Source organism: Sphingorhabdus buctiana, from assembly GCF_042680825.1.
GTDB classification, from domain to species: Bacteria; Pseudomonadota; Alphaproteobacteria; order Sphingomonadales; family Sphingomonadaceae; genus Sphingorhabdus_B; species Sphingorhabdus_B buctiana.
Genome location: NZ_JBHUEL010000003.1, coordinates 160741 through 185601, shown reverse-complemented (window position 1 = coordinate 185601; position 24861 = coordinate 160741). Strand labels below are relative to the sequence as shown.

Below are 24861 nucleotides of genomic sequence, written 5' to 3'. Positions count from 1 at the left end.
GTCAAGCCTTGCGGCTCCCCGGCTTCACCGCTTCGCTAGCCGCCAGTTCGGGCGGCAGCTCATCGGGCGCGTAGGTCGGGAAGTTGAGCTCAATCAGAGGAAAGAAGGGCACGCCGAGATCAACTGAACCCGCCGAGCGATCGACGATCGAAGCCGCCGCGATCACTTCGCCGCCAGCATCCTCGATCGCCTTGATGGCTTCACGCGATGAAAGGCCGGTGGTGACGACGTCCTCGACCATCAGAACCTTCTGGCCTTCCTTCAGGGCAAAGCCACGACGCAAACCGAACACGCCTTCGGGGCGTTCGACGAACAGCGCGTCAACACTGAGCGCGCGGCCCATTTCATGCCCTATTATAATGCCGCCCATTGCAGGCGAGACGACAACCTCGATCTGGCTGCGAATGTCGCGCGGCAGTTTCTGCGCAATGGCAACCGCGATGCGGCTTGCCCGTTCCGGGTTCATCAGCAAACGGGCGCATTGCAGATAATAAGCACTGTGCCGTCCGGACGACAAAAGGAAGTGCCCTTCCAGCAAGGCTTCGGCAGCGCGGAACTCGGAGAGAATTTCGTCTTCGGTCATGATTTGGGGGATGTCCTTGAACTGCGTGCAACCACTGTTGCGCGATTTGCAACGCAGATTAGGTGGATTCCGCCCACAAATAAATGCAAAAATTGGTATTGAGGCTGCTTGAGGCTTGTGCCAAGCGCGCCTATAAGCCGCGCCAAATCGCGGTTTTGTTACAGCGATACAACAGTTTCCGGCGGGCTCTCCGCGATAGGATTACGGGGCTAACATAATGAATATTATGAAAAAATTTGTTCTGGCATGCGGGCTGATGATGCTTCCCGCCATGGTATCGGCGCAGGCGGCGAATCCGGCACCTGCACCTGCCGCGGCAGAGGCAAAGGCGGTCCCTGCACCGGTCCAGGCAGCTCCTGCTGCTGCTACCGATGCTGGAAATGAGGCTGCGGCCCCGTCTGCTGCACCCTCAATGGACGGCTCGCTCCCCGGCTACACGCCGATGAAGCCCGACTATGAAAACCATGTCGGTATGCCCAAGGATCGCGGCGTCGATTTCCAGGAACAGTTCAGCCCCAATGGCCATTATGCCAAATGGATGAACAACTCGATCCTGCTGCCGATCATCACGATCATTTCGCTGTTCGTCCTCGGTCTGCTGCTTTGGGTTATCGTGCGCTACCGCCGCGCGGCCAATCCCGAACCTTCGAAGACCACCCACAACACCTTCATCGAAGTCGTGTGGACGCTCGTCCCCGTTCTCATCCTGCTGGGTATCGCTTATCCCTCGCTGACGCTGGTCGCCAAGCAGTTCAAGCCTGCGCCGGCTGATGCTGTTACCGTGAAGGTGACGGGATATCAGTGGTATTGGGGTTACACCTATCCCGACCATGGCGGCTTCGAAGTTGTCTCGAACATGCTTCAGGAACAGTCGGCTGTTAAGCCGGGTGAGCGTTACCGCACCGACGATGACGGTCCTCGCCTCCTCGCCGTGGATAACCGCATGGTCGTTCCGGCCGGCGTTCCCATCCGCATCCAGACCACCGCCGCTGACGTGATCCACAGCTTTGCGGTGCCTGCACTGTGGTTCAAGCTTGACGCTGTTCCCGGCCGTCTCAACGAAAAGGCCGTGACGATCGAAAAGCCGGGCGTCTATTTCGGCCAGTGTTCGGAACTTTGCGGGGCACGCCACGCATATATGCCGATCGTGGTTGAGGCGCTTCCGCCCGCTCAATTTGCGGCGTGGGTAAAGGCAAAAGGCGGCTCGATGCCGGGTGAAAAACCTGCTGAAGCTGCACCTGCTGCTGCTCCTGCCGCTCCTGCTGCAACCGAAACCGCTCCTGCCGCCGCTCCGGCGCCTGCTGCCAAGTAAAAAAAGAGGTCGACAAAGATGACGACGATTGCTGCAAATCCCGCCGACCATCATGACCACGCGCATGATGCCGACCACAAGCCGGGCTTTTTCGCCCGCTGGTTCATGTCGACCAACCACAAGGATATCGGAACGCTTTACCTGATATTCGCGATTCTCGCGGGTGTCATCGGTGGTGGCATTTCCGGCCTGATGCGCCTCGAGCTCGCAGAGCCCGGCATTCAGTATCTGACGGGTTGGGCATCGATGATGGCCGGCAAGGAAGCTTCGCTCGATGAAGCCTATCATATGTGGAACGTGCTGATCACCGCGCACGGCCTGATCATGGTCTTCTTCATGGTCATGCCCGCAATCATTGGTGGTTTCGGCAACTGGTTCGTGCCGCTGATGATCGGTGCGCCCGACATGGCCTTCCCGCGCATGAACAATATCAGCTTCTGGCTGACCGCGGTTGCCTTCATCATGCTGCTCGGCTCAACCTTCGTACCTGGCGGTACCGGCCTCGGTGCCGGCACGGGTTGGACGGTCTATGCGCCGCTTTCCACCTCGGGATCGGTCGGGCCTGCAGTCGACATGGCGATTTTCTCGCTCCACCTTGCAGGTGCGGCGTCGATCCTTGGTGCCGTGAACTTCATCACCACCATCTTCAACATGCGCGCGCCCGGGATGACCATCCACAAGATGCCGCTGTTCGTATGGTCGGTGCTGGTTACCGCATTCCTGCTGCTGCTTGCGCTGCCAGTGCTTGCTGCCGCTATCACCATGCTGCTGGTTGACCGTAACTTCGGCGGCGCATTCTTCGATGCCGCTGCCGGTGGTGACCCGATCCTGTACCAGCACCTCTTCTGGTTCTTCGGTCACCCCGAAGTGTACATCATGATCCTGCCGGGCTTCGGTATCGTCAGCCAGATCGTTGCGACCTTCAGCCGCAAGCCGGTCTTCGGCTATCTCGGCATGGCTTATGCCATGGTCGCAATCGGCGTTGTCGGCTTCGTCGTGTGGGCACACCACATGTACACGATCGGCATGAGCGTCGAGATGAAGATGTACTTCACCGCCGCGACGATGGTTATCGCCGTCCCGACCGGTATCAAGATCTTCAGCTGGATCGCCACCATGTGGGGCGGTTCGCTGAGCTTCAAGACGCCGATGGTCTGGGCGCTTGGCTTCATCTTCATGTTCACCGTTGGTGGTGTGACCGGTGTTGTCCTCGCCAATGGTGGTGTCGACGATAACCTGCACGACACCTATTACGTTGTCGCCCACTTCCACTACGTGCTCTCGCTGGGCGCGGTCTTCGCGCTGTTCGCCGGTTTCTACTACTGGTTCGGCAAGATGTCTGGCCGCATGCTCAACGAGTTCCTCGGCCACCTGCACTTCTGGATTTTCTTCATCGGCGTGAACGTGTTGTTCTTCCCGATGCACTTCCTGGGTCAGCAAGGTATGCCCCGCCGTTATCCCGACTATCCGGATGCCTTTGCGCACTGGAACGAGATCGCATCGTGGGGTTATGCTATCATGGGCGTGGGCGTGATCATCTTCTTCATCAATGTCTTCTGGTCGCTCGTGGCCGGCCGCAAGGCGGAAGGCAATTATTGGGGTGAAGGTGCAACCACGCTCGAATGGACTCTGTCGAGCCCGCCGCCCTTCCACCAGTTCGAAACGCTTCCGGTCATTAAGTAAGACCGGGAACAAAGCCCCGCCCTCCGGTTTGTCCGCAGGGCGGGTTTTTGGAACCAAGATATGACTATCGCGACGAACAACATCAGTCTTCCCGCTGATTGGCGGGATTTCTGGGCGCTTACAAAGCCCCGGGTGATGTCGCTTGTCGTGTTCACCGCGCTGTGCGGATTGCTCGCTGCGCCGGGATCGATCCATCCTGTGTTAGCGTTCACCGCCATCCTCTGCATTGCTACCGGTGCTGGGGCTTCGGGTGCACTCAACCAATGGTATGAGGCAGAGCTTGATGCCAAGATGAAGCGCACCGCTGGCCGGCCGCTTCCCGATGGCCGCATGGAACGTGAATCCGCGCTTCAGTTCGGCATTGGCTTGGCGGCCTTTTCGGTTGGCATCATGGGGGTTGCAGTCAACTGGCTGTCCGCAGGCATCCTTGCCTTTTCGATTTTCTTCTACGCCGTCGTTTATACGATGTGGCTTAAACCGAATACGCCGCAAAATATCGTTATCGGCGGCGCAGCAGGGGCTTTCCCGCCGGTTATCGGTTGGGCGGCGGTGACCGGCGATATCACGCTGTTGCCGGTGCTGATGTTTGCGCTCATCTTTTTCTGGACGCCGCCCCATTTCTGGGCGCTCGCGCTGTTCATGAAGTCTGATTATGGCGCCGCCGGCATTCCGATGTTGCCCAATGTTGCGGGGCAACGCGCGACCCGGAACCAGATTTTCGGCTATAGCTTCGTGCTGGCTGCGGTAGCGGTCGCACCTTGGCTGCTTGGGATGACCGGGATCATCTATGGCGCGACGGCTGTGTTGCTCAATGCCCTGTTCCTTGTCCTCGCTTTTGCATCATGGCGCAGCGAAAGCATTGATGCCGCCGATATGAAGGCAGAAAAGCGGCTGTTCGCCTTTTCGGTCTTGTACCTTTTCATTGCTTTCGCCGCTTTGGCGCTTGACCGTATGGTGCTGGCATGAACGATCAAGCTACGCCTCCTCCCGTTGATATGGGCCCGCGCAAGGTGGGTGACCTCAGCCTTGAGGAAAGCAATGCCGTACGGGCTCGTCAGGCTGGCCGTTCGAAAGCCATGGCGTTCGTGCTCTTTGGCCTGTGCGCCCTGTTTTTCGCTATCACCGTCGTAAAGGTTGGAGTTTGGGGATGACTGCAGTTGCTTCCACACAAAAATCGAACCTCAAAACCGGGTTGCTGGCCGGTGCGCTGGCAATCGGCATGGTCGGTGTCGGTTTCGCAGCTGTCCCACTTTACCGCATTTTCTGCCAGGTAACGGGCTTCGGCGGCACCACGATGCGTGTCAGCGAAGCACAAGCCGCGACCGTGCAGGCCGTCAGCAAGACGATTGTCGTTCGCTTCGATGCCAACCAGCGCGGCCTACCTTGGAATTTCAAGCCGGAACGTCCGACCGATACCATCAGCATCGGTGCACGCGACATGACGGTCTTTATCGCAGAGAATTTGTCCGACCAGCCAATCAAGGGCATGGCAACGTTCAATGTCAGCCCCGCACAGGCGGGCAAATATTTCAACAAGGTGCAGTGCTTCTGTTTCACCGAACAGACTTTGCAGCCAAAGCAGCAGGTGCGCATGCCTGTGCTTTATTATGTCGATCCGAAGATCATGACCGATCCGGATACCAAGGATATCGAAGAAATTACGCTCAGCTATACCTTCTACCCCGTAGACCAAGCGGGCAAGGGTAGCTAAAGGCAACAACTGAAACAGGTTAGGGAATAGGGAAGCAAGCCATGGCCGGTGCCAAAAACCACGATTATCATATTCTGCCGCCCAGCATCACGCCGCTGGTGGGTTCCTTTGCCGCGCTGGTGATGTTCTTCGGCATGGTGATGATGTTCCAGCCCAAGGTACTTGGCAGCTATGGCAGCCTCGTTTTCGGTGCTGGCCTGATCGGTGTGCTCTACACTTTCTGGACCTGGTGGGCCGATGTGATCCGTGAAGCCCATGCAGGCGACCACACCCCTGTGGTGCAGTTGCATCTGCGCTACGGCATGATCCTGTTCATCGCTTCCGAAGTCATGTTCTTCGTCGGCTGGTTCTGGGCCTGGTTCGATTATTCGCTCTTTCCAGAGGCGTTGAAGATCGAGATTGATCATGCGACCCATGCCTTCACCGTGACCAACATGATTGGCCAGGAAGGCGCAGAGGCGTTCAAGCAGTGGCCGCCTAAGGGCATGCAGGTGTTCGACGCGTTCAGCCTGCCTTTGCTCAACACGCTGATCCTGCTCTGCTCGGGCACCACCGTAACCTGGGCACACCACTCGCTGATCAATGGCGACCGCAAGGGTCTGATCAACGGCCTGTGGCTGACCATCATTCTCGGTGTTCTCTTCTCCTGCGTCCAGGCTTACGAATATGCTGTCGCGCCGTTCCCCTTCGCTGGACTGAACTATGGATCGGCCTTCTTCATGGCGACCGGTTTCCACGGTTTCCACGTTATTGTCGGCACAATCTTCCTGATCGTTTGCCTCGGCCGCGCTTATGCCGGTCACTTCACGCCGAAACAGCATTTCGGTTTTGAAGCTGCTGCCTGGTACTGGCACTTCGTCGACGTCGTCTGGTTGTTCCTTTTCGTCGTCGTCTATGTCTGGGGCGGCTGGGGCGCACCGGTCCACTGATAGTCATCGTCGGGTTACGACGATGTCGGAAACACAAACCACAAAAGGGCAGCCCGGCTTGGTCGAGGCTGCCCTTTTCGGCCTCTGTCCCGAATGCGGATCGAAGACGATGTTTAGTGGGCCCGCCCGCTTCGCGGAAAATTGCAGCCATTGCGGTTTCAGCTATGCCAGTTTCAACGTCGGTGATGGCCCCGCTGCATTCCTGACCATGGGTTTGGGGGCGATTGTGATCGTGCTGGCCGTGTTGCTGGAAATCTATGGCCATCCCCCATTTTGGGTTCATGCGCTTATCTGGATACCGCTGACGATCCTATTAGTTGTCCTGTCGCTGCGGGTTTCAAAGGGCATGCTGCTGATCGCTGAGCATCGCAACCGGGCTGTCGAGGGACGGCTTGCAAACAAGGTTGACGAGAGTTGAAACTGAAACTCCCTTTGTTGCCAACGATAGTCGTCGGTCTCGCCATTGTGACGATGATCGCACTGGGCATTTGGCAGTTGCAGCGCAAGGGTGAGAAAGAGGCATTGATCGCGCTTTATGCTGCCAATGCGAACAAGCCGGCGATCGCTTTTCCCATGACCGCGCCTGTTCGTGATGCGGAGATGTTTCGAAAATCGACGCTAAACTGTCTGGAGGTGGTCGGCTGGCAAAGCGTTTCAGGGCGAGACATTAAGGGCGCGTCGGGCTTCCAATATATCGCCGATTGCAAGACAGGCGCTGAAGGGCCCGGTGCGTTGGTGGCGCTTGGAATAGCGGATCGCCCTGACCTGAAACCGGACTGGAAAGGCGGCATGGTCAGCGGAACCGTGTTGACCGAACCCAGCCGGTATAACATCATAGAGCGAACGTTCGGCACAATACCCGTTCCCCGCCCGATGATTGTGGCGGATGCGCCGCCTGCGGGAATGCGGGCGGTCGCCCAGCCTGATCCCAAAAGCGTGACCAACAACCATCTGTCCTATGCGGTGCAGTGGTTCTTCTTCGCCGCAGCGGCGCTTGTCATTTACCTGCTGGCGCTGCGCCGCCGTCAATCCGGCCGTTGAGCGTTCCCACCGATCCCGTGTTCTGGCTTGTCGCCGGGTTGGCGATACTGCTCGTTGGTCTCGCCAAAGGGGGTTTTGCCGGATTGGGTGCAGCGTCGATGCCGTTGATTGCGCTGGTCATGGATCCGGTGCAGGGGGCTGCGATGTTGCTCCCCATATTGATGGTGCAGGATGTGGTGAGCGTTTGGTCATTTCGGAAAGAATATGATCGCACTGTCCTGTGGCAGATGTTGCCCGGTGCGGCTGCAGGGATATTCCTTGGCTGGTTGTTCGCCAATTCGGTGTCGAGCGAGGCGGTGAAGGGATTGGTGGGTTTGATTGCCTTTGCCTTCGGCGCTTACCGGATGATGGAAAAGCGCCTCGGAACCGCTGGCTGGGCTTCGGCGATGCCAGGCTGGGTCGGTACATTCTGGGGCGGGGTTGCAGGCTTTACCAGCCATGTCGCGCATGCAGGCGGGCCGCCGTTCCAGATTTGGGCGTTGTCACGCAACCTGCCGCACACAATCTTTATCGGCACATCGGCGATATTTTTCGCAGTGATCAACTATATGAAGGTTCCGGCCTATTTGGCGCTGGGGCAGTTCAACGCCGAAACGTTGTGGTTGACCGCCTTGTTCATGCCGCTGGCGATCGTCAGCACGATTGCCGGTGTGATCCTTGTCCGCAGGATTTCACCCGCGCGTTTCCACCTTGCGATCAACCTATTGATGATCGTCGTGGGTGCGGAGCTGATCCGCGAAGCAATCTGGTAAGCTGAGAAACCTGCGCCTTATTTGGGCGCGAGTACCATCAGCATCTGGCGGCCTTCCATACGGGGATAGGCTTCAACCTTGGCTGTTTCGACCATGTCTTCAGCAACGCGCTGCAACAGCGCCATGCCGAGTTGCTGGTGCGACAATTCACGACCACGAAACCGCAGCGTGACCTTTACCTTGTCGCCCTCACCGATGAATTCGACGATCTTCTTCATCTTCGTCATATAGTCATGATCGTCGATGTTCGGACGCATCTTGATCTCTTTGATCTCCTGCGTCTTCTGGCTCTTGCGGGCGAGATTGGCCTTTTTCTGGGCTTCGTATTTATACTTGCCCACATCGAGGAACTTGCAGACCGGCGGGTCAGCATTGGGTGAAACTTCAACGAGGTCGAGGCCTACTTCGGCAGCCTGTGCAATTGCTTCGCGGGTGTACATCACCCCCAGATTTTCGCCTTCTTCATCGATGACGCGAACTTTTTCGCTCTGGATGAACTCATTATAGCGCGGTCCACTTTTGACCGGGGGCGTCAACATGCGCCGTTGAACTGGGGCAGCGATAGCAATTACTCCTAAAATCTATGATGTGCCGCCCTTACAGGCAAAAACGCGACAAATAAAGGGCTGGCCGCACCGCCCGTTGCTTTTGTGCGCGGGCGTTGCAGCGATGCAACTTGGAATAGGCTATATTTGTTTCACGCCGGAACGGGCGGCTCGCTATGTTCCGACATTGCGGCCAGCGCCTCATCAGGCACTGCGAGCATCATTTTGTACCGGTCTTCCGGATAGGCCATGTGCGGCTTGGCCGGGTTGTAATCGGGCTGTTTCACCGCCCCGTCTTCGCCAGCATAGCCATCGGGGTTGGCATAGACTTGCGCTTCTTCAGGGGTGATGCCCACCTTTTCCAGCACTGAGGGATCGACCCATCGATCAGCCGTCACCGGCATTCCCGGGCAGGCAACCTCAAGCGTCAGTTGTTCGGGCCCGGCAAAATAGATCGATTTGCACATCCCGTGATTGAGCGGTCCGATTACATTGACCCCCTTGGTCCGAATCCGGTCGCGCATCGCCAGCAATTGCGTCTCGTCCTTCACATAGAATGCCAGATGCTGCATAGTTCCGGGCGCACTGTTGCCTGCGCCGGTTCCGGCATGGGTGATGCCAAGGGTGATCGGTATGTCCGCCGTCTCGGGCAGTTGCACCAGCGAGAAATAGCATCCACCATCGAGCTTCAAAAAGGCGTGGATGCCACCTGGAACGCCATGCATATCGAATATCGCGACCAGCGGAGTACCAAGCACGTCCGAGAAAAACTCGATCTGCTTTTTCATGTCGCCCGTCATGATTGCGATGTGGTGAATGCCCGTTGGCTGGACCATAAGACTTGCCTTTCCTCTTCCGCCAAGCAATCTGCCACGGAAGAGGAGCAAAGCAATGGAAATCGTGCGCACGCCCTATGCGGTGGTCTATCAGGAAGAATCTGCCTTCAAGGATGTCTATGGCGGCGCGGGGGGCACGGTGTTTGTTGAATGCATGGCGATCACGCCGAAGGATGTGCCTTCAAAGCGCGCCATCGTCTTCACCCACCCGATTGGTGGTGGATCCTTCCTGCCGCTGGTGACCGCACTCGCGCATGGCGGGCACCATGTGCTGTATGTGAACCCGCGCTATCGAGGCAACGATACCGCGCTCGTCATGGAAAAATGCATCAGCGATCTTGCTGCTGCTCTGCGCCATGCGCGCGATCGGCTGGGCTATGAACAGTTCATCCTGGGGGGATGGTCCGGCGGTGGATCGATGTCGCTCTTCTATCAAGACCAGGCCGAAAATCCGACGATCACGCACACCCCCGCAGGCGATGCCTATGATCTGACGGCGATTGAAATGCCCAAGGTCGATGGCATCATGCTTCTTGCCGCGCATATCAGCCGGGCGATGACGTTGACCGAGTGGATCGACCCGTCGATCCTTGATGAGAACAAGCCGTTTGATCGCGATCCCGAACTTAACATCTATGATCCCGCAAACCCGAACAAGGCGCCCTATGACGATGCATTTGTAGCACGCTTCCGCACCGCGCAGATTGCACGCAACCGTCGGATCACCGCCTGGGTAAAGGAAGAACTGGCTGCAATTCGCGCCAGCGACACGCCCAATGCCGAGCGTGCTTTCGTCGTCCATGGCACGATGGCCGATGTGCGCTGGACCGATCCATCGCAGGATCCCTCGGACCGGCGGCCTTATGAATGCTATCTGGGCGTGCCCCAAGTCGCCAATGACGGTCCGGTGGGCCTTGCGCGTTTTTCAACGCTACGCAGCTGGCTGTCGCAATGGAGCTATGACGACACCAATGCGACCGGCCTGGGCAATGCGGCGCGGATCCGTTGCCCCGTGCTGGTGATCAACAACACCGCCGATCTCGCCTGCACGCCGAGCCATGCGCAGCGCTTGTTCGAAGCGGTCGGCCATACCGACAAGGAATATGCCGATGTCGCAGGTGCCGACCATTATTATATCGAGCGGCCAGAATTGCTGCCTAGGGCGGTGGAGCTGTGCAGCGACTGGATTGCCCGGAAATTCGGTTAGTTGAGCAGCCGCACCACGGCTGCCACACCCGCCACCCCAAGGATAATCCCGACGAGCGTGCGCCATACCGGTTCGCTGACCTTTCCGAAGGCGAGTTCACCCAACCGCGTGCCGATATAAAGCGCCGGGTAGAACAGCACCGACAGCCAGAGCAGGTGCAGGTTGGCCACACCCAGCGCGAATGCGGCAATGCTTCCGGCAATCGCGGTGGCAAAAAACACCATCAGCATGGAAGCGCGCGCGACGTCGGGCGACAGCTTCCGGCGCAGGTAAAAGGGAACGACGGGCGGCCCGGGCATCGAGGCAAAGCCCGTAAGCACGCCAGCGGCCAGCCCTGTCGCCAGCGTTTCTTTGCGACCCGGTATTGCCCCTTCCTTGGCAGGTACGAACATCAGTCCGAAAGCGGCAAGCGCAAGGGTCGCAATGGCGAGCCGCGCGACATCAGGTGCGGTCAACGACAGCAGCCAGACGCCGAACGGCGTCGCCATTATCGCGGCGATAGAGATCGGGATCGCGGTGCTGCGTTCACCATCAGCCATGATGCGTTTGAGGCCAATCGGCCCCGCCAGCAGTTGCAGCAGGATGGAAATGACCACCGCCTCAGCAGGCTCGACGATAAGGCCAAGCAACGGCACAAGGATGATCGCAAGGCCAAATCCGGTCAACCCGCGCACCACCGATGCACCAAAGACCAGTGCCAGCGCCGCAGTCAGCGTTGCCGGCGATAGCCCCCCGAAAAATGTCTCTAGCGTCAAGCTGCGGCCTGTTTCCAAATCGACCACAGCGTCAGGCTGTGGAACGCAGCTATAGCGAGGTTGGTGATAACAACCGGATTGCCCAAGCTGCCGACCGTGAAAGGCGTCGTCACCTTATAGATGACTTGCACCAGCAACAGCGCCGCAACCATCGCAGGCGATGGTTTGAACAGAAGCCCAATCGAGCACAGCAATATGGCGAGATAAATCGAGAGCAGGATCCCGCGCGCCGGGGTTTCGGCACCATAAGCGGAAACCGTCCAGTCAGCCTTGAGCAGGAGGCTGGTGCATACCGGCACGAGCACCGCAATGTTGAGGCCCAACGAAGCGATGATCAGTGCGCGCATTTTATCCGCGTAAATCCGGTGGTGTTGCTTCGGCGACCAGCATCGCTATGGCCTCGTCCACACTCATGATCCGCTGGCCTTCGCTGCCCAGGGTGCGGATTGCAACCTTGCCTTCCTCTGCCTCGCGATTACCCACCACCAGCAGGTGCGGGATCTTCGCAAGCGAATGCTCGCGCACCTTGTAGTTGATCTTTTCGTTGCGCAGGTCGGTTTCGACACGGATGCCGGCTGCCTTCAGTTTCTCGGCTACGCTATTTGCATAGCCATCGGCATCGGAAACGATTGTCGCGACAACGGCTTGTACGGGTGCAAGCCAGACCGGGAAGCGACCGGCATAATGCTCGATCAAAATGCCGATGAAACGTTCATAGCTGCCGAAGATTGCACGGTGGAGCATGACGGGGCGATGCTTGCCGCCATCTTCGCCGATATAGCTGGCATCCAGACGTTCGGGCAGAACACGGTCCGACTGGATCGTGCCGACCTGCCAGGTGCGGCCGATTGCGTCGGTCAGGTGCCATTCGAGCTTGGGCGCGTAAAAAGCGCCTTCGCCGGGCAATTCTTCCCAGCCATATTCTTCGGTGGCGAGGCCCGCCTTGACAACGGCATCACGCAACTCATTCTCGGCTTTGTCCCAGTCGGCATCGCTGCCGAAGCGCTTTTCGGGGCGCAGCGCGAGCTTGATCGAATAGGTGAAGCCGAAATCCTTGTAGACCCGGTCGGCGAGCGCGCAGAAATCCTGCACTTCCTGCACGATCTGGTCTTCGCGGCAGAAGATGTGCGCGTCGTCCTGAGTGAACTGGCGCACGCGCATCAGGCCATGGAGCGCGCCGTGCGGTTCGTTGCGGTGGCAGCAGCCATGCTCGAACAGGCGCAGCGGCAGGTCGCGGTACGACTTGATACCCTGACGGAAGATCAGGACATGCGCCGGGCAGTTCATCGGCTTCAGCGCCATCCAGTCGGCGTCTCCCGAAATCACCGGGCCTTCATCCTCGGTGTTGGGCACCTCGTCAGGGATGACGAACATATTCTCGCGATATTTGCCCCAGTGGCCAGACTGCTCCCATTGGTGGGCGTCCATCACCTGCGGGGTCTTCACCTCGCGATAGCCTGCATCGTCGATCGCGCGGCGCATATAGCTTTCGAGCTGCCGCCAGATGGTGAAGCCATGCGGGTGCCAGAATACCGAACCATGCGCCTCCTGCTGCAGGTGAAACAGGTCCATCTCGCCGCCCAATTTGCGATGGTCGCGCTTGGCGGCTTCTTCGAGGCGCAGCAGGTGCGCGTCGAGCTGCTTCTTGTTGAGCCAGCCGGTGCCATAGATGCGCGTAAGCTGGGCATTATTCTGGTCGCCGCGCCAATAAGCCCCGGCAACGCGCATCAGCTTGAATGCAGCGGGGTCGAGCTTTCCGGTCGAGGCCAGATGCGGGCCGCGGCACATATCCATCCAGTCGTCGCCCGACCAATAGACCGTCAGCTCCTCACCCTCGGGCAGTTCGGCCGCCCACTCGGCCTTGAAGCTTTCGCCAGCATCTTTCCAGGTCTTGATGAGGTCATCGCGCGCAACGACTTCGCGGCGCAGCGGCTTGTCGGCGCGGATGATCTCGCGCATCGCTTCCTCGATCGCAGGCAGGTCATCCTCGGTAAACGGGCCGCGATTGGCCGGGGCCATCACGTCATAATAGAAACCGTCGTCGGTTGCCGGGCCAAAGGTAATCTGCGTGCCGGGGTGCAGTTTCTGCACCGCCTCGGCAAGCACATGCGCAAAATCGTGGCGGGCAAGTTCCAGCGCATCCGCCTCATCCTTCGCCGTGATCAGCGCGAGGTTGGTATCGGCTTCGAGCGGACGCATGATATCGCGCACCTCGCCATCGACGCGCGCGGCCAGCGCAGCCTTGGCGAGGCCGGGGCCGATCGCAGCGGCAATATCCGCCGGGGTGGTTCCGCGCGCAACTTCTCGGGCGGAGCCATCGGGAAGGGTTACACGGATCATTTCGGACATTGGATTTGCACACTTTCAGCTTTGATTGGAGCCGCCCCTTTGCCAGCCAAAGCGCCCTGCCGCAAGTGCGCAGAAATGCGTCGAAACTGACAAAGCTGACACCATCGCGGTCGAGACCGGAAGTATGCTTCCTAGCTTTCGCCTGCCATTCTCCCTCTCAAATCACCATATTTTACCTGCTCGGTGACAGAAGCCGGTCGGCGCTGCTTGACAATGGGGTGCGGATTCAAGCACCTATCCCTCTGCAATAAGTGGAGGAAGGCGCACGATGACCGAACATCAGGGGAAGGCGCCAAGTGCCGTCACTTTCCATGGCAGCTGGACCGATTTTGCAAAGATTGCTTTGCCCAACGTTTTGTTGACCTTGGTGACGCTGGGCATTTATCGCTTCTGGGCAACGACGCGGGAACGGCAATATCTCTGGTCGCATACCCGCTTCATCGATGAACCGCTTGAATGGACCGGACGCGGGATTGAGCTGTTCATCGGCTTCGTCATGGTTTTTTTCCTGCTCGGCCTGCCTTTGGTCATCATGCAATTGGTGATCAACGGACTGGTGTTCCAAGGGCAACCGCTACTCGCGGGCATCATCATCTTTGCGATGATCATGTTCGTGTTCTACCTCACGGGCCTCGCTTATTTCCGGGCGCTGCGATACCGCCTCAGCCGCACTTACTGGCGCGGAATTCGCGGCGGCAGTGACGATGAAGGCTTTACCTATGGCTTTTCCTATATCTGGAAGAATGTCGTCGCCGCGATCCCGCTCTACCTGCTTTATCCCTGGGCCAGCATGTCGCTGTGGAATGAACGGTGGAGCAAGATGAGCTTTGGTCCCTACCAATTCCAGTCGGATGCCGATTGGAAAGCCCTGATGAAGCGCTACCTGCTTTTCTATCTGGTCCCCTTCCTGCTGTTTGTCGGGGCTATCATGATCGGCGTAAGCGCCGCCGCTTCGGGCGCTGGTGGCACTCCCTTTTCAACCGCCGGCGGGGTTGCGGCCGCTGTCATGATCATTTTCGGTGTTCTGGGTATCTATATCCTGATGCCGCTCGCCGCCTTGCTCTATTATTCGAAATTCATGCGCGTTGCGATTGGCGCGCTGCGCATCGGCGATCTCGAATTTGATTTCACTGCACGCTCGCCCGACTGGATCCTCTATTGGCTCGGCAACCTGGCAATCTGGATGCTGGCTTATGGGGCTGCCTTTGCTCCGTTCAGCATTTTCATCGCCGCCGATCCCACGCAATTTGCGCAGCAGTTGGAGGCAGGCGAATCTATCCTGTCGTTCGGTCTCGTAATCGGGATATTGGTGGCGATCATCCCGATTGCCTTTGCCTCTTCGATCATCCGTTACCGTCGCTGGAAATTCTTCGTGGTACACACCGAAGCCTTTGGTGAGGTTAACCTCGACCGGATGACGCAATCGACTACGCAAAGCGCCAGCCATGGTGAAGGCTTGCTCGATGCCTTTGATGTCGGTGCAATCTGATGCCCATGTTTTTCGATGCATGGCATTTCGACGGGCAGAGCGCCGTCCGACGGAATGTCGAGATCGAAGCCAGAGGACACCAGTTTTACTTGCGCGAACAGGATAAACAGTCTGGCCCCTTTGATTTTGCTGACCTGCGATTTCTCGAAAACAAGGCCGATACCAAGGTCTATGGGTTAGAGGGTAGAGATGGCTGGCGGTTGGGCCTGCGTGGCAATGTGCCGAGTGAGCTGGTACCGATGCTGCCAGCTGCCAAGACCTATGGCGGGCTGATCGACAGGTTGGGCTTGGGCAAGGCCAGCTTAGTTTTCGCAGGCATCAGCGCCGCCGTGGTGGCGGTGGTGCTGTTCTCGCCGCAATGGCTGGCGCCGCTGGTGCCCTCCAGCGTCGAACAAAAATTGGGCGATGCGCTGGTCGGCGACTTTGGCGGGCGTTTCTGCGATACGCCGCAGGGCAAGGCTGCGCTCGCCAAGCTGACACGATCGCTCGATGATAATCCGCAGGACCTGCAGGTCGAGGTGGCCAATATCGACATGCTCAATGCGGTTGCCTTGCCGGGTGGAAAGGTGCTGCTCTTCCAAGGGCTCTTGAGCCAGGCCAAGTCGCCCGATGAGGTGGCGGGGGTGCTGGCGCATGAAATCGGCCATGTCCGCGAACGTCATGTGATGCAGGGCCTGCTCCGGCAGATGGGGCTGGCGGTGGTGCTTGGCGGTTTTGATGGCAGCGGCGGCAGTACGCTGAACAGCATGCTTTCGACCACCTACACCCGCGATTCCGAACGCGAGGCCGATGAGCGTTCGTTGCAGGCCTTGAAGCGTGCGAACATTTCGCCGGTGGGTACCGCCGACTTCTTCAACCGACTAGCCGCGATGGATGGCAGTGGGGATATCAAGGATCGGCAAGCGCGAACCATGGCGAGTTATTCATCAAGCCATCCGCTCTCAGATGAACGCCGCAAGCTGTTCGAAAACGCGGTCGTCAAAGGAGCCGCTTACAAACCGGCATTGACCCCGGACGAGTGGCGCGAATTGAAAACGATGTGCGCACAGGACAAGGATGTGAAATCCGGCTGGGGCTTTGACATCGAATAGGTGCAGCGTCTAAGCGGGGCCGTAGATCCACCATTTGGAGTTGCCCCATGTTCCGTCGCCTCTTCATCGATCATCCGCGCAGTGTCGACGAAAGCTATCTCGAACATTTCGGGGTCGCATCGAAATTCGGCGTTACGATGATATGGGGCGGGTTGTGCGCGTTGGTGCACGCCGTGGTGCCCGGCTGGTGCGTGACCACCGGCAGCCGCACCATCGAACGGCTCAACCAGATCATGGTGATCCAGCGACGTGCCAAGGGGCAGGAGGTCAGCCAGATGCTGACCGTCGATTGGGTCATTTGAGTGACTCAAATTTGAGTCAGTCGCTTTCCCTTAACTTTTTTGCACGCCCCGACGGGCTGAAGCTCGCCTATCGCAAAGCGGAGGGCGCGGGACCGACTTTTGTCTTCCTGCCCGGCTATATGTCCGACATGGCCGGCGGCAAGGCGACCGCGGTGTTCGACTGGGCGGTTGCCAATGGCCGTGCATGCCTGTTGCTCGATTATGCCGGCTGCGGTGAGAGCGAGGGGGATTTCGCAGACCAGACGCTAACCGGTTGGCGCGACGATGTGCTCGCGATGATTGATGATCTGGTGGACGGGCCGGTCGTCCTGATCGGTTCATCCATGGGCGGCTGGCTGATGCTGTTGGTTGGCGAAGTGCTGGGCCACCGGTTGGCAGGCTTGATCGGCATCGCGCCCGCGCCCGATTTCACCCGCTGGGGATTTACCGATGCGCAGCGCGAGAACATCCTCACCAAGGGCGTGCATTTCGAGCATAACCCTTATGGCCCCGAACCGACGCCGACTTACAAGGGCCTGTATGAATCAGGCGAGGCCAGCCTGATGCTCGACCGCGCAATCGCCATACAATGCCCGGTGCGGTTGCTCCACGGGCAGGCGGATGCCGATGTGCCGTGGAAGATTTCGCTCAAGCTCGCCGAAACGCTGCAATCAACCGACGTGCGCGTCACATTGGTCAAAGACGGTGACCATCGCCTATCGCGCGACGCCGATATAGCCCTGCTGCTCGCGACGGTGGACGAAGTTGCGGGTCAGTACCCCGCAGCCTGACCGTCTTTCCGGAACTCGCTTGCGCCCCAATAGGCGCCGGTAACCGGATCGCGCCAGATTGCCTGGTAACCGCCATAGGGGCCGACCGAATATTTGACCTTATGCCCGCGCTTTGTGAGCTCATCGGCAATCGCTTGCGACACCCCCGTTTCTATCTCGACCACGCCGCCATCGGTCATCGCCTTGCCGCCTTCGGGATCGGTCGAACCGTCATGGTGAAAGCGTGCGACATCGCCTGCCGCCTGCACCGTCATCCCGAAATCGACCATATTGACGACGATCTGCGCATGCCCTTGCGGCTGCATAGCCCCGCCCATGACGCCGAAGGACAGTAACGGCTTGCCGTCCTTGGTCATGAAGGCAGGGATGATGGTGTGGAATGGCCGTTTGCCAGGCGCGTAGGCATTGGCATGTTTGGCATCGAGGCTGAACTGTGCGCCGCGATCCTGGAACATGAAGCCCAAAGTGCGGCCATTTCCATCATCGGGTACCAGCCCCGAACCCATGCCGCGATAGTTGGACTGGATGAGGCTCACCATCATCCCGTCCTTGTCCGCAACGGTCATATATATCGTGTCGTTGCCGCCATCGACCGGAAGCGCCGGGTCGGCCAATGCCGCCTTGCCCATATCGATATCCGCCCGCTGTTTCGCAGCGCGTTCCTTTGACAGCAGTTCCTTGAGCGGGATTTTGGCAAAGGCCGGGTCGGCGTAATATTTTGCCCGGTCCGCAAAGGCGCGTTTCTTGGCTTCAATGAAGACATGCCAGAAATCGGCGTTGCCGCGTCCCATCGATTTCAGGTCATAGCCTTCAAGGATGTTGAGTATCTGCAAGGCGGCAATGCCTTGGCCATTGGGCGGGATTTCCCACACATCATAGCCGCGATAGTTGGTCGACACGGGCTCAACCCATTCGCTCTTGTGCGCGGCAAAATCCTCATAGCGGTGCGGGGCACCGATGCGCTTGAAATATTGGTCCATCGCCTTGGCGAGCGAACCCTTGTAGAAAGCATCGCGGCCACCCTCGGCAATTTCGATCAGGGTCAGGGCAAGGTCTGGGTTCTTGAAGATTTCACCCTCTGCCGGGGCTTTGCCACCGGGCATATAGGTGCGGCGCATATTGTCGATTTCCTCGATCACGCCTTCCTTGTGCAGCGCCTCGAAACCGGCAGTGTTGCTCTTCCAATATTGGGCAATAAGCTCGCTGACCGGGAAACCCTGCTGCGCGTAACGAATGCTCGGAGCAAGAACCGACCGCATCGGCAGCTTGCCGAAACGCCCGTGCATTTCGAACCAGCCGTCAACCGTTCCCGGAATCGTAACCGAAGCGGAGCCCCAGTCGGCAATTGTGCCATCGGAATCGCGCACCGAACGCGGCATTTTCTTCGTCCGGTCCTGTAATTGCTTCAGGCTCTGCCCCATCGGGGCGCGCCCGCTTGCGTTCAGGCCATAAAGCTTTTGCGTCTTGGGATCCCAGATGATCGCGAACAGATCGCCGCCGATGCCATTGCCTGTCGGCTCCATCAGTCCAAGCGCAGCGTTGGCGGCAATGGCGGCGTCGACTGCGCTGCCACCCGCTTTGAGGATATCCAGTGCAACCTGCGTCGCCAATGGCTGGCTGGTCGCCGCCATCCCGTTCTGCGCGATGACCGACGAACGGCTCGCACCAGCGGCACCCGAGTAGCGGTCGCCCTGGTCTTTCGGGGCGGTCTGTGCGGCAAGCGGTGTGGTGATCAGCAACGCGGCTAAAAGCGGGGTGTAGCGCATCTCTCTTCCCTTTTCCTGAGAAGCGATGCGTTACCCCCGCACCCGCCATGTTACAAGCGGGTCAATCCCCGTATCAGTCCAGATAATATTCGACCGTGGTGACCACGCGGACCTTTTTGTAAGGCGTGTCCGACACGCCCCATCCGCCGGTCGCATCGCCATCGCGCGAAGTGACTTCGAAATAGCCCTGCGTTGCGGATTTGATGCTGCCGACATCGGTGCCGCTGTCCTTGGCGAACTGTTCGGCGGCTTTGCGTGCATCCTTGGTGGCATCAGCGACCATTTCCGGTTTGATCGCGTTGAGCTTGGTATAGGTATAGCTCATGCCCGATCCTTCTTCGAGTTCGACACCCTGCTTCACCAGATCGAACTGCCGTTTGACCGCCGCCTGCGCCTTGCCGATATCGGTGGTGCGCAACGAAAGCCGTTGCTTGACCGTGTAAGTCGGCACGCCATTTTCCGAATATTGTGAAACGTTGGCGCCGGTGGGTTGCAGGTCGTCGCCCTTGAAACCGAGTTCGGTGAAAAAGGCGCGGATGGCGCGTGTGTCTGCGTCAAGGTCTGCCTGTGCGCTTTGCAGATCGCCCGCTTTCGCCGAATAGCTGATGGTCCATGTGGCAAGGTCGGCGGTCACTTCACGCTCGGCAAGACCGCGAACGGTCACCGCCCGGTCAGACTGTTTCATGCGGACGAGACCATCACCCATCAAATAGCCGCCTGCGACAAGCCCGCTTGCGAGCAATGCTGTTCCTGCCAGCCATGCCTTGCCCTGATTGGCGGTGAGCCGGCCAAAAAATCCCTGCCTGTCCTGTACGCTTTCATCTTCAAGCATTTCGCATTTCCGTTCGTTCGAAATCGGTTCGTAGCGCCTGTACGCCCCTTGCGTCGGCTGCCTTGCCGGTCCATGTTTGCGCCGACCCAGCGCGGTTCGTCGAATAGGTTTCCTGCGATGAACCGTGCCTTAACATCGATGAGTTGAAATATGTCCGTTAAGTATCTCCACAGCATGATCCGCGTTTCTGACCCTGAAGCGACCATAGCCTTTTTTGAACTGATCGGCCTCAAAGAGGTGCGGCGTTTCGACAGCGAGGCAGGGCGCTTCACCCTGATTTTCTTAGCTGCGCCGGGGCAGGAGGGGTTGGCCGAGGTCGAACTGACCTACAATTGGCCGCCCGAGAATGGCGAGGAAGAGGTCTATACCGGCGGACGCAATTTCGGGCATCTCGCCTATCGCGTCGATGATATCTACGCGACCTGCCAGGCGTTGATGGACGCAGACCATATCATTCACCGCCCGCCGCGTGACGGCCATATGGCTTTCGTGAAGTCACCCGACGGAATTTCGGTCGAACTGCTGCAAGAAGGGTATCTGCCGCCGCAGGAACCCTGGGCGTCGATGCCCAATGTGGGGAACTGGTGATGGCATTGGAAATCGTCCGCATCCCCGTTCTTTCCGACAATTATGTCTGGCTGGTGCACGAGCCCGAAAGCGGTGAGACCATGGCGGTCGACCCGGCGGTGGCGGAACCGGTGCTCGACGAGGCACAGGCGCGCGGTTGGACGATTACCCAAATCTGGAACACCCATTGGCACCCTGATCATACGGGTGGCAATGCGGCGATCAAGGAAGCGACCGGTTGCACGATCACTGGCCCTGCCGCAGAGGCCGAACGCATCCCGACGCTCGACCGGAAGGTTGCCGAAGGGGATAGCGTTTCCCTTGGTAAAGTGAAAGCACAGGTGCTGGATGTCCCTGCGCATACTGCGGGCCACATCGCCTTTCACTTCCCGACCGAGCGGGTCGCCTTTGTCGGTGATACGCTATTCGCCATGGGCTGCGGACGGTTGTTTGAAGGCACGGCGGAGCAGATGTATTCAAACATGCGCAAGCTTGAGGCGCTGGGCGACGAAACCCGCATTTACTGCGCGCATGAATATACGCAGAGCAACGGGCGCTTTGCGTTGACGGTAGAGCCAGACAATAGCGCCCTTGTGTCGCGCATGGAAAAGGTCAACGCGATGCGCGAGGCGGGCGAGCCGACGGTGCCGACCACCATCGCATTGGAAAGGGCAACCAACCCCTTCATGCGCGCGGCATCGGTGGCCGAACTGGCCGCCCGCCGCGCGGCGAAGGATGCGGCTTAGGCGGTCTTCAATCGGCGTGCTGTGAACAGCATCAGCATGGTGCTGACGCCTTCGATGATCATAGCCTGGTTGTTGGCGGCCGAAGCCGGATCGCCAAGACCTAGGCCAATCAGGCGACCGACCAGTGCAGTTCCGAACAAGGCAGCGGGGACGTAGAGAAGGTTTGCCTTTTCAGGTTTCCAAGCGCCCCATAATGCGCCCACTGCGGATACCAGGAAGAAGGCCCCGAAATCGCTGCGGACGCTGTTTATCGATGCGCCCGGCGCTTCGATCCCGAATTGTGTCGTAAAGACTTTTGGGTCGATGATCCCTTGTACCGCGAGCAGCCCGAAACCCAGGCCCCACAGGCCAACCAATATGCGCAACACCAGATTCATGATTTTTCCCCTCTCTCGCGCAGGCTTATCGGGCAATTTCGCGACTGGCAACTGGACAGGCGCGCGCTTCGCCATTAACGGCCAGCCATGACCATCCAGCCTTCGGATTCCATCCTTATCGTCGATTTCGGGTCGCAGGTGACCCAGCTCATTGCCCGCCGCGTGCGTGAGGCTGGGGTGTATAGCGAAATCGCCCCATTCAACGCCGCCGAGGCTGCGTTTGAACGGATGAAGCCCAAGGGCATCATCCTGTCGGGTTCGCCCGCATCAGTACCCGAAGATGGCAGTCCGCGTGCGCCGCAATGCCTGTTTGACTCTGGCCTGCCGATCCTTGGCATCTGCTATGGCCAGCAGGTGATGAGCCACCAATTGGGCGGCGAAGTGCGCCCCGGGCATGAGACTGGTGAAGGCGGCGAGTTCGGCCGTGCCTTCCTGACCGTCACCGAGGAGTGCATACTGTTTGACGGCTTGTGGCAGGTGGGTGAGCGGCACCAGGTGTGGATGAGCCATGGCGACAAGGTGACCCAATTCGCCCCCGGCTTCCGTATCGTTGCAACTTCGGACGGCGCACCCTTTGCGCTGATCGCAGATGATGAGCGCCGCTATTATGGCACGCAGTTCCACCCCGAAGTCGCGCATACGCCCGATGGGGCAAAGCTGATCGCCAATTTCGTCCACAAAGTCTGCGGGCTTTCGGGCGACTGGACGATGGCCGAATTTCGCGCGACCAAGATTGCCGAGATCCGCGAACAGGTCGGGTCGGGCCGCGTGATTTGCGGGCTTTCGGGCGGCGTCGACAGCTCGGTCGCTGCAATCCTGATCCATGAGGCAATCGGCGACCAGTTGACCTGCGTCTTTGTCGATCATGGCCTGCTGCGCCTCAACGAACGCGAGCAGGTCGAAAGCCTGTTCCGCGACCATTATAATATCCCGCTTGTCGTGGTCGATGCCGAGGAACGCTTCATGGCGGGCCTTGCGGGCGTTACCGATCCGGAGAAAAAGCGCAAATTCATCGGCGCCGAATTCATCAATGTGTTCGAGGAAGAGGCGAAGAAGCTGGGCGGGGCGGATTTCCTTGCCCAAGGCACGCTCTATCCCGATGTGATTGAATCGGTCTCCTTCACCGGCGGGCCTTCGGTCACGATCAAGTCGCACCACAATGTCGGCGGCCTTCCCGAACGGATGAATATGAAGCTGGTCGAGCCGCTACGCGAACTCTTCAAGGATGAGGTGCGCGCACTGGGCCGCGAATTGGGCCTCAACGATCAGTTTGTCGGTCGCCATCCCTTTCCGGGGCCCGGCCTTGCCATCCGCATCCCTGGCGAAGTTACCAAGGAACGCTGCGACATATTGCGCAAGGCCGATGCGGTCTATCTCGAAGAAATCCGTAACGCCGGATTGTACGATGCGATCTGGCAGGCATTTGCCGTGCTCCTCCCCGTCCGCACTGTCGGCGTGATGGGCGACGGCCGAACTTATGATAGCGTATGTGCACTGCGCGCGGTTACCAGCGTCGATGGCATGACAGCCGATATCTACCCCTTCGACGCTGCATTCCTGAGCCGCGTAGCCACGCGGATCATCAATGAGGTGAAGGGCATCAACCGCGTGGTTTACGACTATACGTCAAAGCCGCCTGGAACGATTGAATGGGAGTAAGCATCGAGGCCGCCAGCGTTGCTGACCGTGACGCTGTGATAGCCTTGTGGCACGTGGCGGGGCTGACCCGACCGTGGAATGATCCCGCCCGTGATTTCGATACCGCGCTTTCCAATCCGACCTCCGCCACCCTCATCGCCCGCGACGGAAACGATCTTTCCGGCACTGCAATGGTCGGTTTCGATGGGCATCGCGGTTGGGTCTATTATCTGGCCGTTGCAAATGGCCAGCGCGGCAGCGGCCTTGGCAGGGCCTTGATGGCAGCGGCGGAAGATTGGTTGAAAGCCAGAGGTTGCGTTGCGATCCGCCTGATGGTGCGCGGCGACAATGAGGGCGCGCGCGGATTTTATTCGGCGATCGGATATGAGCAGCAGGACGTAATCACACTTGGCAAGAGGCTGGACGGCTGATGGGCCGAGGGCGGATTGGTCAGTGGCTGGGGCTTGCGGCTGTTGCGATCTTCGTCCTGATCGTACCGCTGGCCTTTGCTGACCAGATTGAGGGGATTGCCAATGCCGCAGTCGCAAAGGCAGAGGATAACCCGGTCTTGGTGGCGGTGCTGATCATCCTCGCGCTGGCGCTGGATATCTTCCTGCCCGTTCCCAACGGTGTCACCAATACATTGGCAGGGGCGATATTCGGTTTCTACCTTGGCATGGCGGTTATCTGGACCGGGCTGATGGCGGCAAGCCTGATGGGCTATGGCGCCGGTGCCTTGGCCGCCCGCCCGCTTGCCCGAAGGCTGCTTGGTGAAGAGGAACTTGCGCGCGCGCATCGCTTTGCAGAGGGTCTCGGGCCCCTGGTGCTGATCTTGTCGCGCCCGGTTCCGGTATTTGCCGAATTGGCGACTTTAGCGGCGGGAATGTCTGCCATGCCTTTTCGCCTGTTCCTGCTGCTCACGGGTCTGGCAAACCTCGCAGTGGCTTTTGTTTTTGCCGGGATCGGTGCCGCTGCAATGTCGACCCAGTCTGGTACTTTGGGGTTGGTGGGGGCAGTCGGGTTGCCGCTTGCAGCATGGCTGGCCTATCGCTGGTGGCACCAGCGGCGCGGCTAGAGCGCAACAAACTTTCCAGCCTCGCGGTCCTTTCGGACCTTCAGCCCGTCAAATACCTGCCCGCTCATGGCAATCCAGACGCCCGGCTGTGCAACCTGGACGGTGGCGATCGCCATGCCGAGGTTGAAATTGGCATCGGTTTCGGCAAAACGCGCGGGGCTCAAGGCCCCGGTTAGGCAGATGGTCTTGCCGGGTACTTCGGCCGCCAGCAGTTTGGCTGTTTCGGTCATAGTGTCGGTGCCGTGCGTCACGACGATTCGGGTTTCGGGGGCCTCGCGGGCGGCTGCTGCGATCAGCGCGCGATCAGCATCGGTCAGCTCTAGGCTGTCCTTGCGCATCAACTCGACCAGGCGATAGGGCAAGGCGACGCGGGCTTCATCAAGCAGCGCTGGAATGCCACTATCGACAATCTGATATTCGGACAGCGCGTCGAAATAATTTTTGTCGATCGTGCCGCCAGTGGTGAGGATTAGGATGCCTTGGTTTGCCATGCGCGGCGCATAGA

29 protein-coding genes are annotated in these 24861 nt (G+C 59.0%); 19 read left to right on the top strand and 10 right to left on the bottom strand.

Going from position 1 to position 24861, the window contains the following annotated elements; all coding sequences use genetic code 11:
* Position 1 precedes the first annotated feature (1 nt).
* Positions 2-583, bottom strand: coding sequence for an orotate phosphoribosyltransferase (pyrE, locus tag ACFSAG_RS03960; RefSeq protein ID WP_381511585.1), 582 nt, complete (start codon positions 581-583; stop codon positions 2-4).
* A gap of 217 nt (positions 584-800) precedes the next feature.
* Here pyrE and coxB point away from each other — a divergent pair, with 217 nt between their 5' ends.
* The 9 genes from coxB to ACFSAG_RS03915 are packed head-to-tail and all read left to right on the top strand — an operon-like array spanning position 801 to position 8011.
* A complete protein-coding gene (coxB, locus tag ACFSAG_RS03955) occupies positions 801-1895 on the top strand; it encodes a cytochrome c oxidase subunit II (protein ID WP_381511583.1) in 1095 nt (364 codons plus the stop codon).
* Between the two features lie 18 nt (positions 1896-1913).
* Complete coding sequence (gene ctaD, locus ACFSAG_RS03950; RefSeq protein WP_374612342.1) at positions 1914-3578, top strand: cytochrome c oxidase subunit I; 1665 nt, start codon at positions 1914-1916, stop codon at positions 3576-3578.
* A gap of 60 nt (positions 3579-3638) precedes the next feature.
* A complete protein-coding gene (gene cyoE / locus ACFSAG_RS03945) occupies positions 3639-4544 on the top strand; it encodes a heme o synthase (RefSeq protein WP_374612344.1) in 906 nt (301 codons plus the stop codon).
* Complete coding sequence (locus tag ACFSAG_RS03940) at positions 4541-4729, top strand: hypothetical protein (protein ID WP_374612346.1); 189 nt, start codon at positions 4541-4543, stop codon at positions 4727-4729. Before cyoE ends, ACFSAG_RS03940 begins: the two co-directional genes overlap by 4 nt.
* On the top strand, positions 4726-5289 hold the full coding sequence (locus tag ACFSAG_RS03935; RefSeq protein WP_381511579.1) for a cytochrome c oxidase assembly protein: 564 nt from the start codon (positions 4726-4728) through the stop codon (positions 5287-5289). Before ACFSAG_RS03940 ends, ACFSAG_RS03935 begins: the two co-directional genes overlap by 4 nt.
* 41 nt (positions 5290-5330) lie before the next feature.
* On the top strand, positions 5331-6218 hold the full coding sequence (locus ACFSAG_RS03930; RefSeq protein WP_374612349.1) for a cytochrome c oxidase subunit 3: 888 nt from the start codon (positions 5331-5333) through the stop codon (positions 6216-6218).
* Positions 6219-6240: 22 nt separating this feature from the next.
* A complete protein-coding gene (locus tag ACFSAG_RS03925; protein ID WP_381511576.1) occupies positions 6241-6636 on the top strand; it encodes a DUF983 domain-containing protein in 396 nt (131 codons plus the stop codon).
* Positions 6633-7259, top strand: a complete 627-nt coding sequence (locus ACFSAG_RS03920; protein ID WP_374612353.1) for an SURF1 family protein — start codon at positions 6633-6635, stop codon at positions 7257-7259. The genes ACFSAG_RS03925 and ACFSAG_RS03920 overlap by 4 nt, the downstream gene beginning before the upstream one ends.
* A complete protein-coding gene (locus ACFSAG_RS03915; RefSeq protein ID WP_374612355.1) occupies positions 7256-8011 on the top strand; it encodes a sulfite exporter TauE/SafE family protein in 756 nt (251 codons plus the stop codon). Before ACFSAG_RS03920 ends, ACFSAG_RS03915 begins: the two co-directional genes overlap by 4 nt.
* A 17-nt stretch (positions 8012-8028) precedes the next feature.
* Here the strand turns inward: ACFSAG_RS03915 and infC are convergent, their stop codons facing one another.
* Together infC and ACFSAG_RS03905 are read right to left on the bottom strand one after the other, a co-directional pair.
* Entirely contained in the window at positions 8029-8550 is a 522-nt protein-coding gene (gene infC, locus ACFSAG_RS03910; RefSeq protein ID WP_374612357.1) for a translation initiation factor IF-3, read from the bottom strand.
* Between the two features lie 158 nt (positions 8551-8708).
* Positions 8709-9392 carry a VOC family protein gene (locus tag ACFSAG_RS03905; RefSeq protein WP_381511573.1) on the bottom strand — a complete coding sequence of 228 codons (684 nt, stop codon included), beginning with the start codon at positions 9390-9392 and terminating at the stop codon, positions 8709-8711.
* A gap of 55 nt (positions 9393-9447) precedes the next feature.
* On the opposite strand from ACFSAG_RS03905, the gene ACFSAG_RS03900 reads away from it, so the two are divergent.
* Entirely contained in the window at positions 9448-10599 is a 1152-nt protein-coding gene (locus ACFSAG_RS03900) for an alpha/beta hydrolase family protein (protein WP_381511571.1), read from the top strand.
* On the opposite strand, the gene ACFSAG_RS03895 is transcribed toward ACFSAG_RS03900, so the two are convergent.
* Genes ACFSAG_RS03895 through thrS form a run of 3 tightly spaced genes read right to left on the bottom strand, consistent with a single transcriptional unit; the run spans position 10596 to position 13703 of the window.
* Positions 10596-11354 (bottom strand): sulfite exporter TauE/SafE family protein, encoded by a 759-nt coding sequence (locus ACFSAG_RS03895; RefSeq protein ID WP_381511569.1) that lies wholly within the window; start codon positions 11352-11354, stop codon positions 10596-10598. The genes ACFSAG_RS03900 and ACFSAG_RS03895 overlap by 4 nt on opposite strands.
* A complete protein-coding gene (locus ACFSAG_RS03890; protein WP_374612364.1) occupies positions 11351-11701 on the bottom strand; it encodes a hypothetical protein in 351 nt (116 codons plus the stop codon). Before ACFSAG_RS03890 ends, ACFSAG_RS03895 begins: the two co-directional genes overlap by 4 nt.
* A gap of 1 nt (position 11702) precedes the next feature.
* Complete coding sequence (gene thrS / locus ACFSAG_RS03885) at positions 11703-13703, bottom strand: threonine--tRNA ligase (RefSeq protein WP_374612366.1); 2001 nt, start codon at positions 13701-13703, stop codon at positions 11703-11705.
* 268 nt (positions 13704-13971) lie between these two features.
* Here thrS and ACFSAG_RS03880 point away from each other — a divergent pair, with 268 nt between their 5' ends.
* The 4 genes from ACFSAG_RS03880 to ACFSAG_RS03865 are packed head-to-tail and all read left to right on the top strand — an operon-like array spanning position 13972 to position 17355.
* Positions 13972-15192, top strand: a complete 1221-nt coding sequence (locus ACFSAG_RS03880) for a YjgN family protein (protein ID WP_381511567.1) — start codon at positions 13972-13974, stop codon at positions 15190-15192.
* Entirely contained in the window at positions 15192-16283 is a 1092-nt protein-coding gene (locus ACFSAG_RS03875) for a M48 family metallopeptidase (protein WP_381511565.1), read from the top strand. Before ACFSAG_RS03880 ends, ACFSAG_RS03875 begins: the two co-directional genes overlap by 1 nt.
* A gap of 47 nt (positions 16284-16330) precedes the next feature.
* Positions 16331-16585, top strand: a complete 255-nt coding sequence (locus ACFSAG_RS03870; RefSeq protein WP_381511563.1) for a DUF6356 family protein — start codon at positions 16331-16333, stop codon at positions 16583-16585.
* Between the two features lie 11 nt (positions 16586-16596).
* On the top strand, positions 16597-17355 hold the full coding sequence (locus ACFSAG_RS03865) for an alpha/beta hydrolase (protein ID WP_381511562.1): 759 nt from the start codon (positions 16597-16599) through the stop codon (positions 17353-17355).
* On the opposite strand, the gene ggt is transcribed toward ACFSAG_RS03865, so the two are convergent.
* Both ggt and ACFSAG_RS03855 read right to left on the bottom strand, forming a co-directional pair.
* Positions 17337-19121 carry a gamma-glutamyltransferase gene (gene ggt / locus ACFSAG_RS03860; protein ID WP_381511560.1) on the bottom strand — a complete coding sequence of 595 codons (1785 nt, stop codon included), beginning with the start codon at positions 19119-19121 and terminating at the stop codon, positions 17337-17339. The two genes, ACFSAG_RS03865 and ggt, sit on opposite strands and share 19 nt — an antisense overlap.
* 73 nt (positions 19122-19194) lie before the next feature.
* Positions 19195-19827, bottom strand: coding sequence for an SIMPL domain-containing protein (locus ACFSAG_RS03855; RefSeq protein WP_381512038.1), 633 nt, complete (start codon positions 19825-19827; stop codon positions 19195-19197).
* A gap of 276 nt (positions 19828-20103) precedes the next feature.
* On the opposite strand from ACFSAG_RS03855, the gene ACFSAG_RS03850 reads away from it, so the two are divergent.
* The gene (locus tag ACFSAG_RS03850) at positions 20104-20541 is read left to right on the top strand and encodes a VOC family protein (protein WP_381511558.1); all 438 of its coding nucleotides are present in this window, start codon (positions 20104-20106) and stop codon (positions 20539-20541) included.
* Positions 20541-21266 carry a hydroxyacylglutathione hydrolase gene (gloB, locus tag ACFSAG_RS03845; protein ID WP_381511556.1) on the top strand — a complete coding sequence of 242 codons (726 nt, stop codon included), beginning with the start codon at positions 20541-20543 and terminating at the stop codon, positions 21264-21266. The genes ACFSAG_RS03850 and gloB overlap by 1 nt, the downstream gene beginning before the upstream one ends.
* Here gloB and ACFSAG_RS03840 read toward each other — a convergent pair.
* Entirely contained in the window at positions 21263-21643 is a 381-nt protein-coding gene (locus ACFSAG_RS03840; RefSeq protein ID WP_374612382.1) for a DUF4345 family protein, read from the bottom strand. The two genes, gloB and ACFSAG_RS03840, sit on opposite strands and share 4 nt — an antisense overlap.
* Before the next feature lie 87 nt (positions 21644-21730).
* Between ACFSAG_RS03840 and guaA the strand changes: the two genes are divergently transcribed.
* The 3 genes from guaA to ACFSAG_RS03825 are packed head-to-tail and all read left to right on the top strand — an operon-like array spanning position 21731 to position 24356.
* Positions 21731-23302 (top strand): glutamine-hydrolyzing GMP synthase, encoded by a 1572-nt coding sequence (gene guaA / locus ACFSAG_RS03835; RefSeq protein ID WP_374612384.1) that lies wholly within the window; start codon positions 21731-21733, stop codon positions 23300-23302.
* Positions 23293-23712, top strand: a complete 420-nt coding sequence (locus ACFSAG_RS03830; protein WP_381511554.1) for a GNAT family acetyltransferase — start codon at positions 23293-23295, stop codon at positions 23710-23712. The genes guaA and ACFSAG_RS03830 overlap by 10 nt, the downstream gene beginning before the upstream one ends.
* Complete coding sequence (locus tag ACFSAG_RS03825) at positions 23712-24356, top strand: TVP38/TMEM64 family protein (protein ID WP_381511552.1); 645 nt, start codon at positions 23712-23714, stop codon at positions 24354-24356. Before ACFSAG_RS03830 ends, ACFSAG_RS03825 begins: the two co-directional genes overlap by 1 nt.
* Here the strand turns inward: ACFSAG_RS03825 and ACFSAG_RS03820 are convergent.
* Positions 24353-24847, bottom strand: a complete 495-nt coding sequence (locus ACFSAG_RS03820; protein WP_374612389.1) for an asparaginase domain-containing protein — start codon at positions 24845-24847, stop codon at positions 24353-24355. The two genes, ACFSAG_RS03825 and ACFSAG_RS03820, sit on opposite strands and share 4 nt — an antisense overlap.
* Positions 24848-24861 lie beyond the last annotated feature (14 nt).

What these genes read in the sequence shown, in the direction of transcription:
- ACFSAG_RS03875 (WP_381511565.1), top strand. Translation starts at nt 15,192, where the DNA reads ATGCCCATGTTTTTCGATGCATGGCATTTCGACGGGCAGAGCGCCGTC.
- ACFSAG_RS03900 (WP_381511571.1), top strand. Translation starts at nt 9,448, where the DNA reads ATGGAAATCGTGCGCACGCCCTATGCGGTGGTCTATCAGGAAGAATCT.
- ACFSAG_RS03820 (WP_374612389.1), bottom strand. Translation starts at nt 24,847, where the DNA reads ATGGCAAACCAAGGCATCCTAATCCTCACCACTGGCGGCACGATCGAC.
- ACFSAG_RS03940 (WP_374612346.1), top strand. Translation starts at nt 4,541, where the DNA reads ATGAACGATCAAGCTACGCCTCCTCCCGTTGATATGGGCCCGCGCAAG.
- cyoE (WP_374612344.1), top strand. Translation starts at nt 3,639, where the DNA reads ATGACTATCGCGACGAACAACATCAGTCTTCCCGCTGATTGGCGGGAT.
- ACFSAG_RS03930 (WP_374612349.1), top strand. Translation starts at nt 5,331, where the DNA reads ATGGCCGGTGCCAAAAACCACGATTATCATATTCTGCCGCCCAGCATC.
- infC (WP_374612357.1), bottom strand. Translation starts at nt 8,550, where the DNA reads ATGTTGACGCCCCCGGTCAAAAGTGGACCGCGCTATAATGAGTTCATC.
- ACFSAG_RS03830 (WP_381511554.1), top strand. Translation starts at nt 23,293, where the DNA reads ATGGGAGTAAGCATCGAGGCCGCCAGCGTTGCTGACCGTGACGCTGTG.
- ACFSAG_RS03825 (WP_381511552.1), top strand. Translation starts at nt 23,712, where the DNA reads ATGGGCCGAGGGCGGATTGGTCAGTGGCTGGGGCTTGCGGCTGTTGCG.
- ACFSAG_RS03925 (WP_381511576.1), top strand. Translation starts at nt 6,241, where the DNA reads ATGTCGGAAACACAAACCACAAAAGGGCAGCCCGGCTTGGTCGAGGCT.
- ACFSAG_RS03850 (WP_381511558.1), top strand. Translation starts at nt 20,104, where the DNA reads ATGTCCGTTAAGTATCTCCACAGCATGATCCGCGTTTCTGACCCTGAA.
- ACFSAG_RS03880 (WP_381511567.1), top strand. Translation starts at nt 13,972, where the DNA reads ATGACCGAACATCAGGGGAAGGCGCCAAGTGCCGTCACTTTCCATGGC.
- ACFSAG_RS03935 (WP_381511579.1), top strand. Translation starts at nt 4,726, where the DNA reads ATGACTGCAGTTGCTTCCACACAAAAATCGAACCTCAAAACCGGGTTG.
- ACFSAG_RS03890 (WP_374612364.1), bottom strand. Translation starts at nt 11,701, where the DNA reads ATGCGCGCACTGATCATCGCTTCGTTGGGCCTCAACATTGCGGTGCTC.
- ACFSAG_RS03855 (WP_381512038.1), bottom strand. Translation starts at nt 19,827, where the DNA reads ATGGGTGATGGTCTCGTCCGCATGAAACAGTCTGACCGGGCGGTGACC.
- ACFSAG_RS03840 (WP_374612382.1), bottom strand. Translation starts at nt 21,643, where the DNA reads ATGAATCTGGTGTTGCGCATATTGGTTGGCCTGTGGGGCCTGGGTTTC.
- thrS (WP_374612366.1), bottom strand. Translation starts at nt 13,703, where the DNA reads ATGTCCGAAATGATCCGTGTAACCCTTCCCGATGGCTCCGCCCGAGAA.
- pyrE (WP_381511585.1), bottom strand. Translation starts at nt 583, where the DNA reads ATGACCGAAGACGAAATTCTCTCCGAGTTCCGCGCTGCCGAAGCCTTG.
- coxB (WP_381511583.1), top strand. Translation starts at nt 801, where the DNA reads ATGAATATTATGAAAAAATTTGTTCTGGCATGCGGGCTGATGATGCTT.
- ACFSAG_RS03905 (WP_381511573.1), bottom strand. Translation starts at nt 9,392, where the DNA reads ATGGTCCAGCCAACGGGCATTCACCACATCGCAATCATGACGGGCGAC.
- gloB (WP_381511556.1), top strand. Translation starts at nt 20,541, where the DNA reads ATGGCATTGGAAATCGTCCGCATCCCCGTTCTTTCCGACAATTATGTC.
- ACFSAG_RS03870 (WP_381511563.1), top strand. Translation starts at nt 16,331, where the DNA reads ATGTTCCGTCGCCTCTTCATCGATCATCCGCGCAGTGTCGACGAAAGC.
- guaA (WP_374612384.1), top strand. Translation starts at nt 21,731, where the DNA reads ATGACCATCCAGCCTTCGGATTCCATCCTTATCGTCGATTTCGGGTCG.
- ctaD (WP_374612342.1), top strand. Translation starts at nt 1,914, where the DNA reads ATGACGACGATTGCTGCAAATCCCGCCGACCATCATGACCACGCGCAT.
- ggt (WP_381511560.1), bottom strand. Translation starts at nt 19,121, where the DNA reads ATGCGCTACACCCCGCTTTTAGCCGCGTTGCTGATCACCACACCGCTT.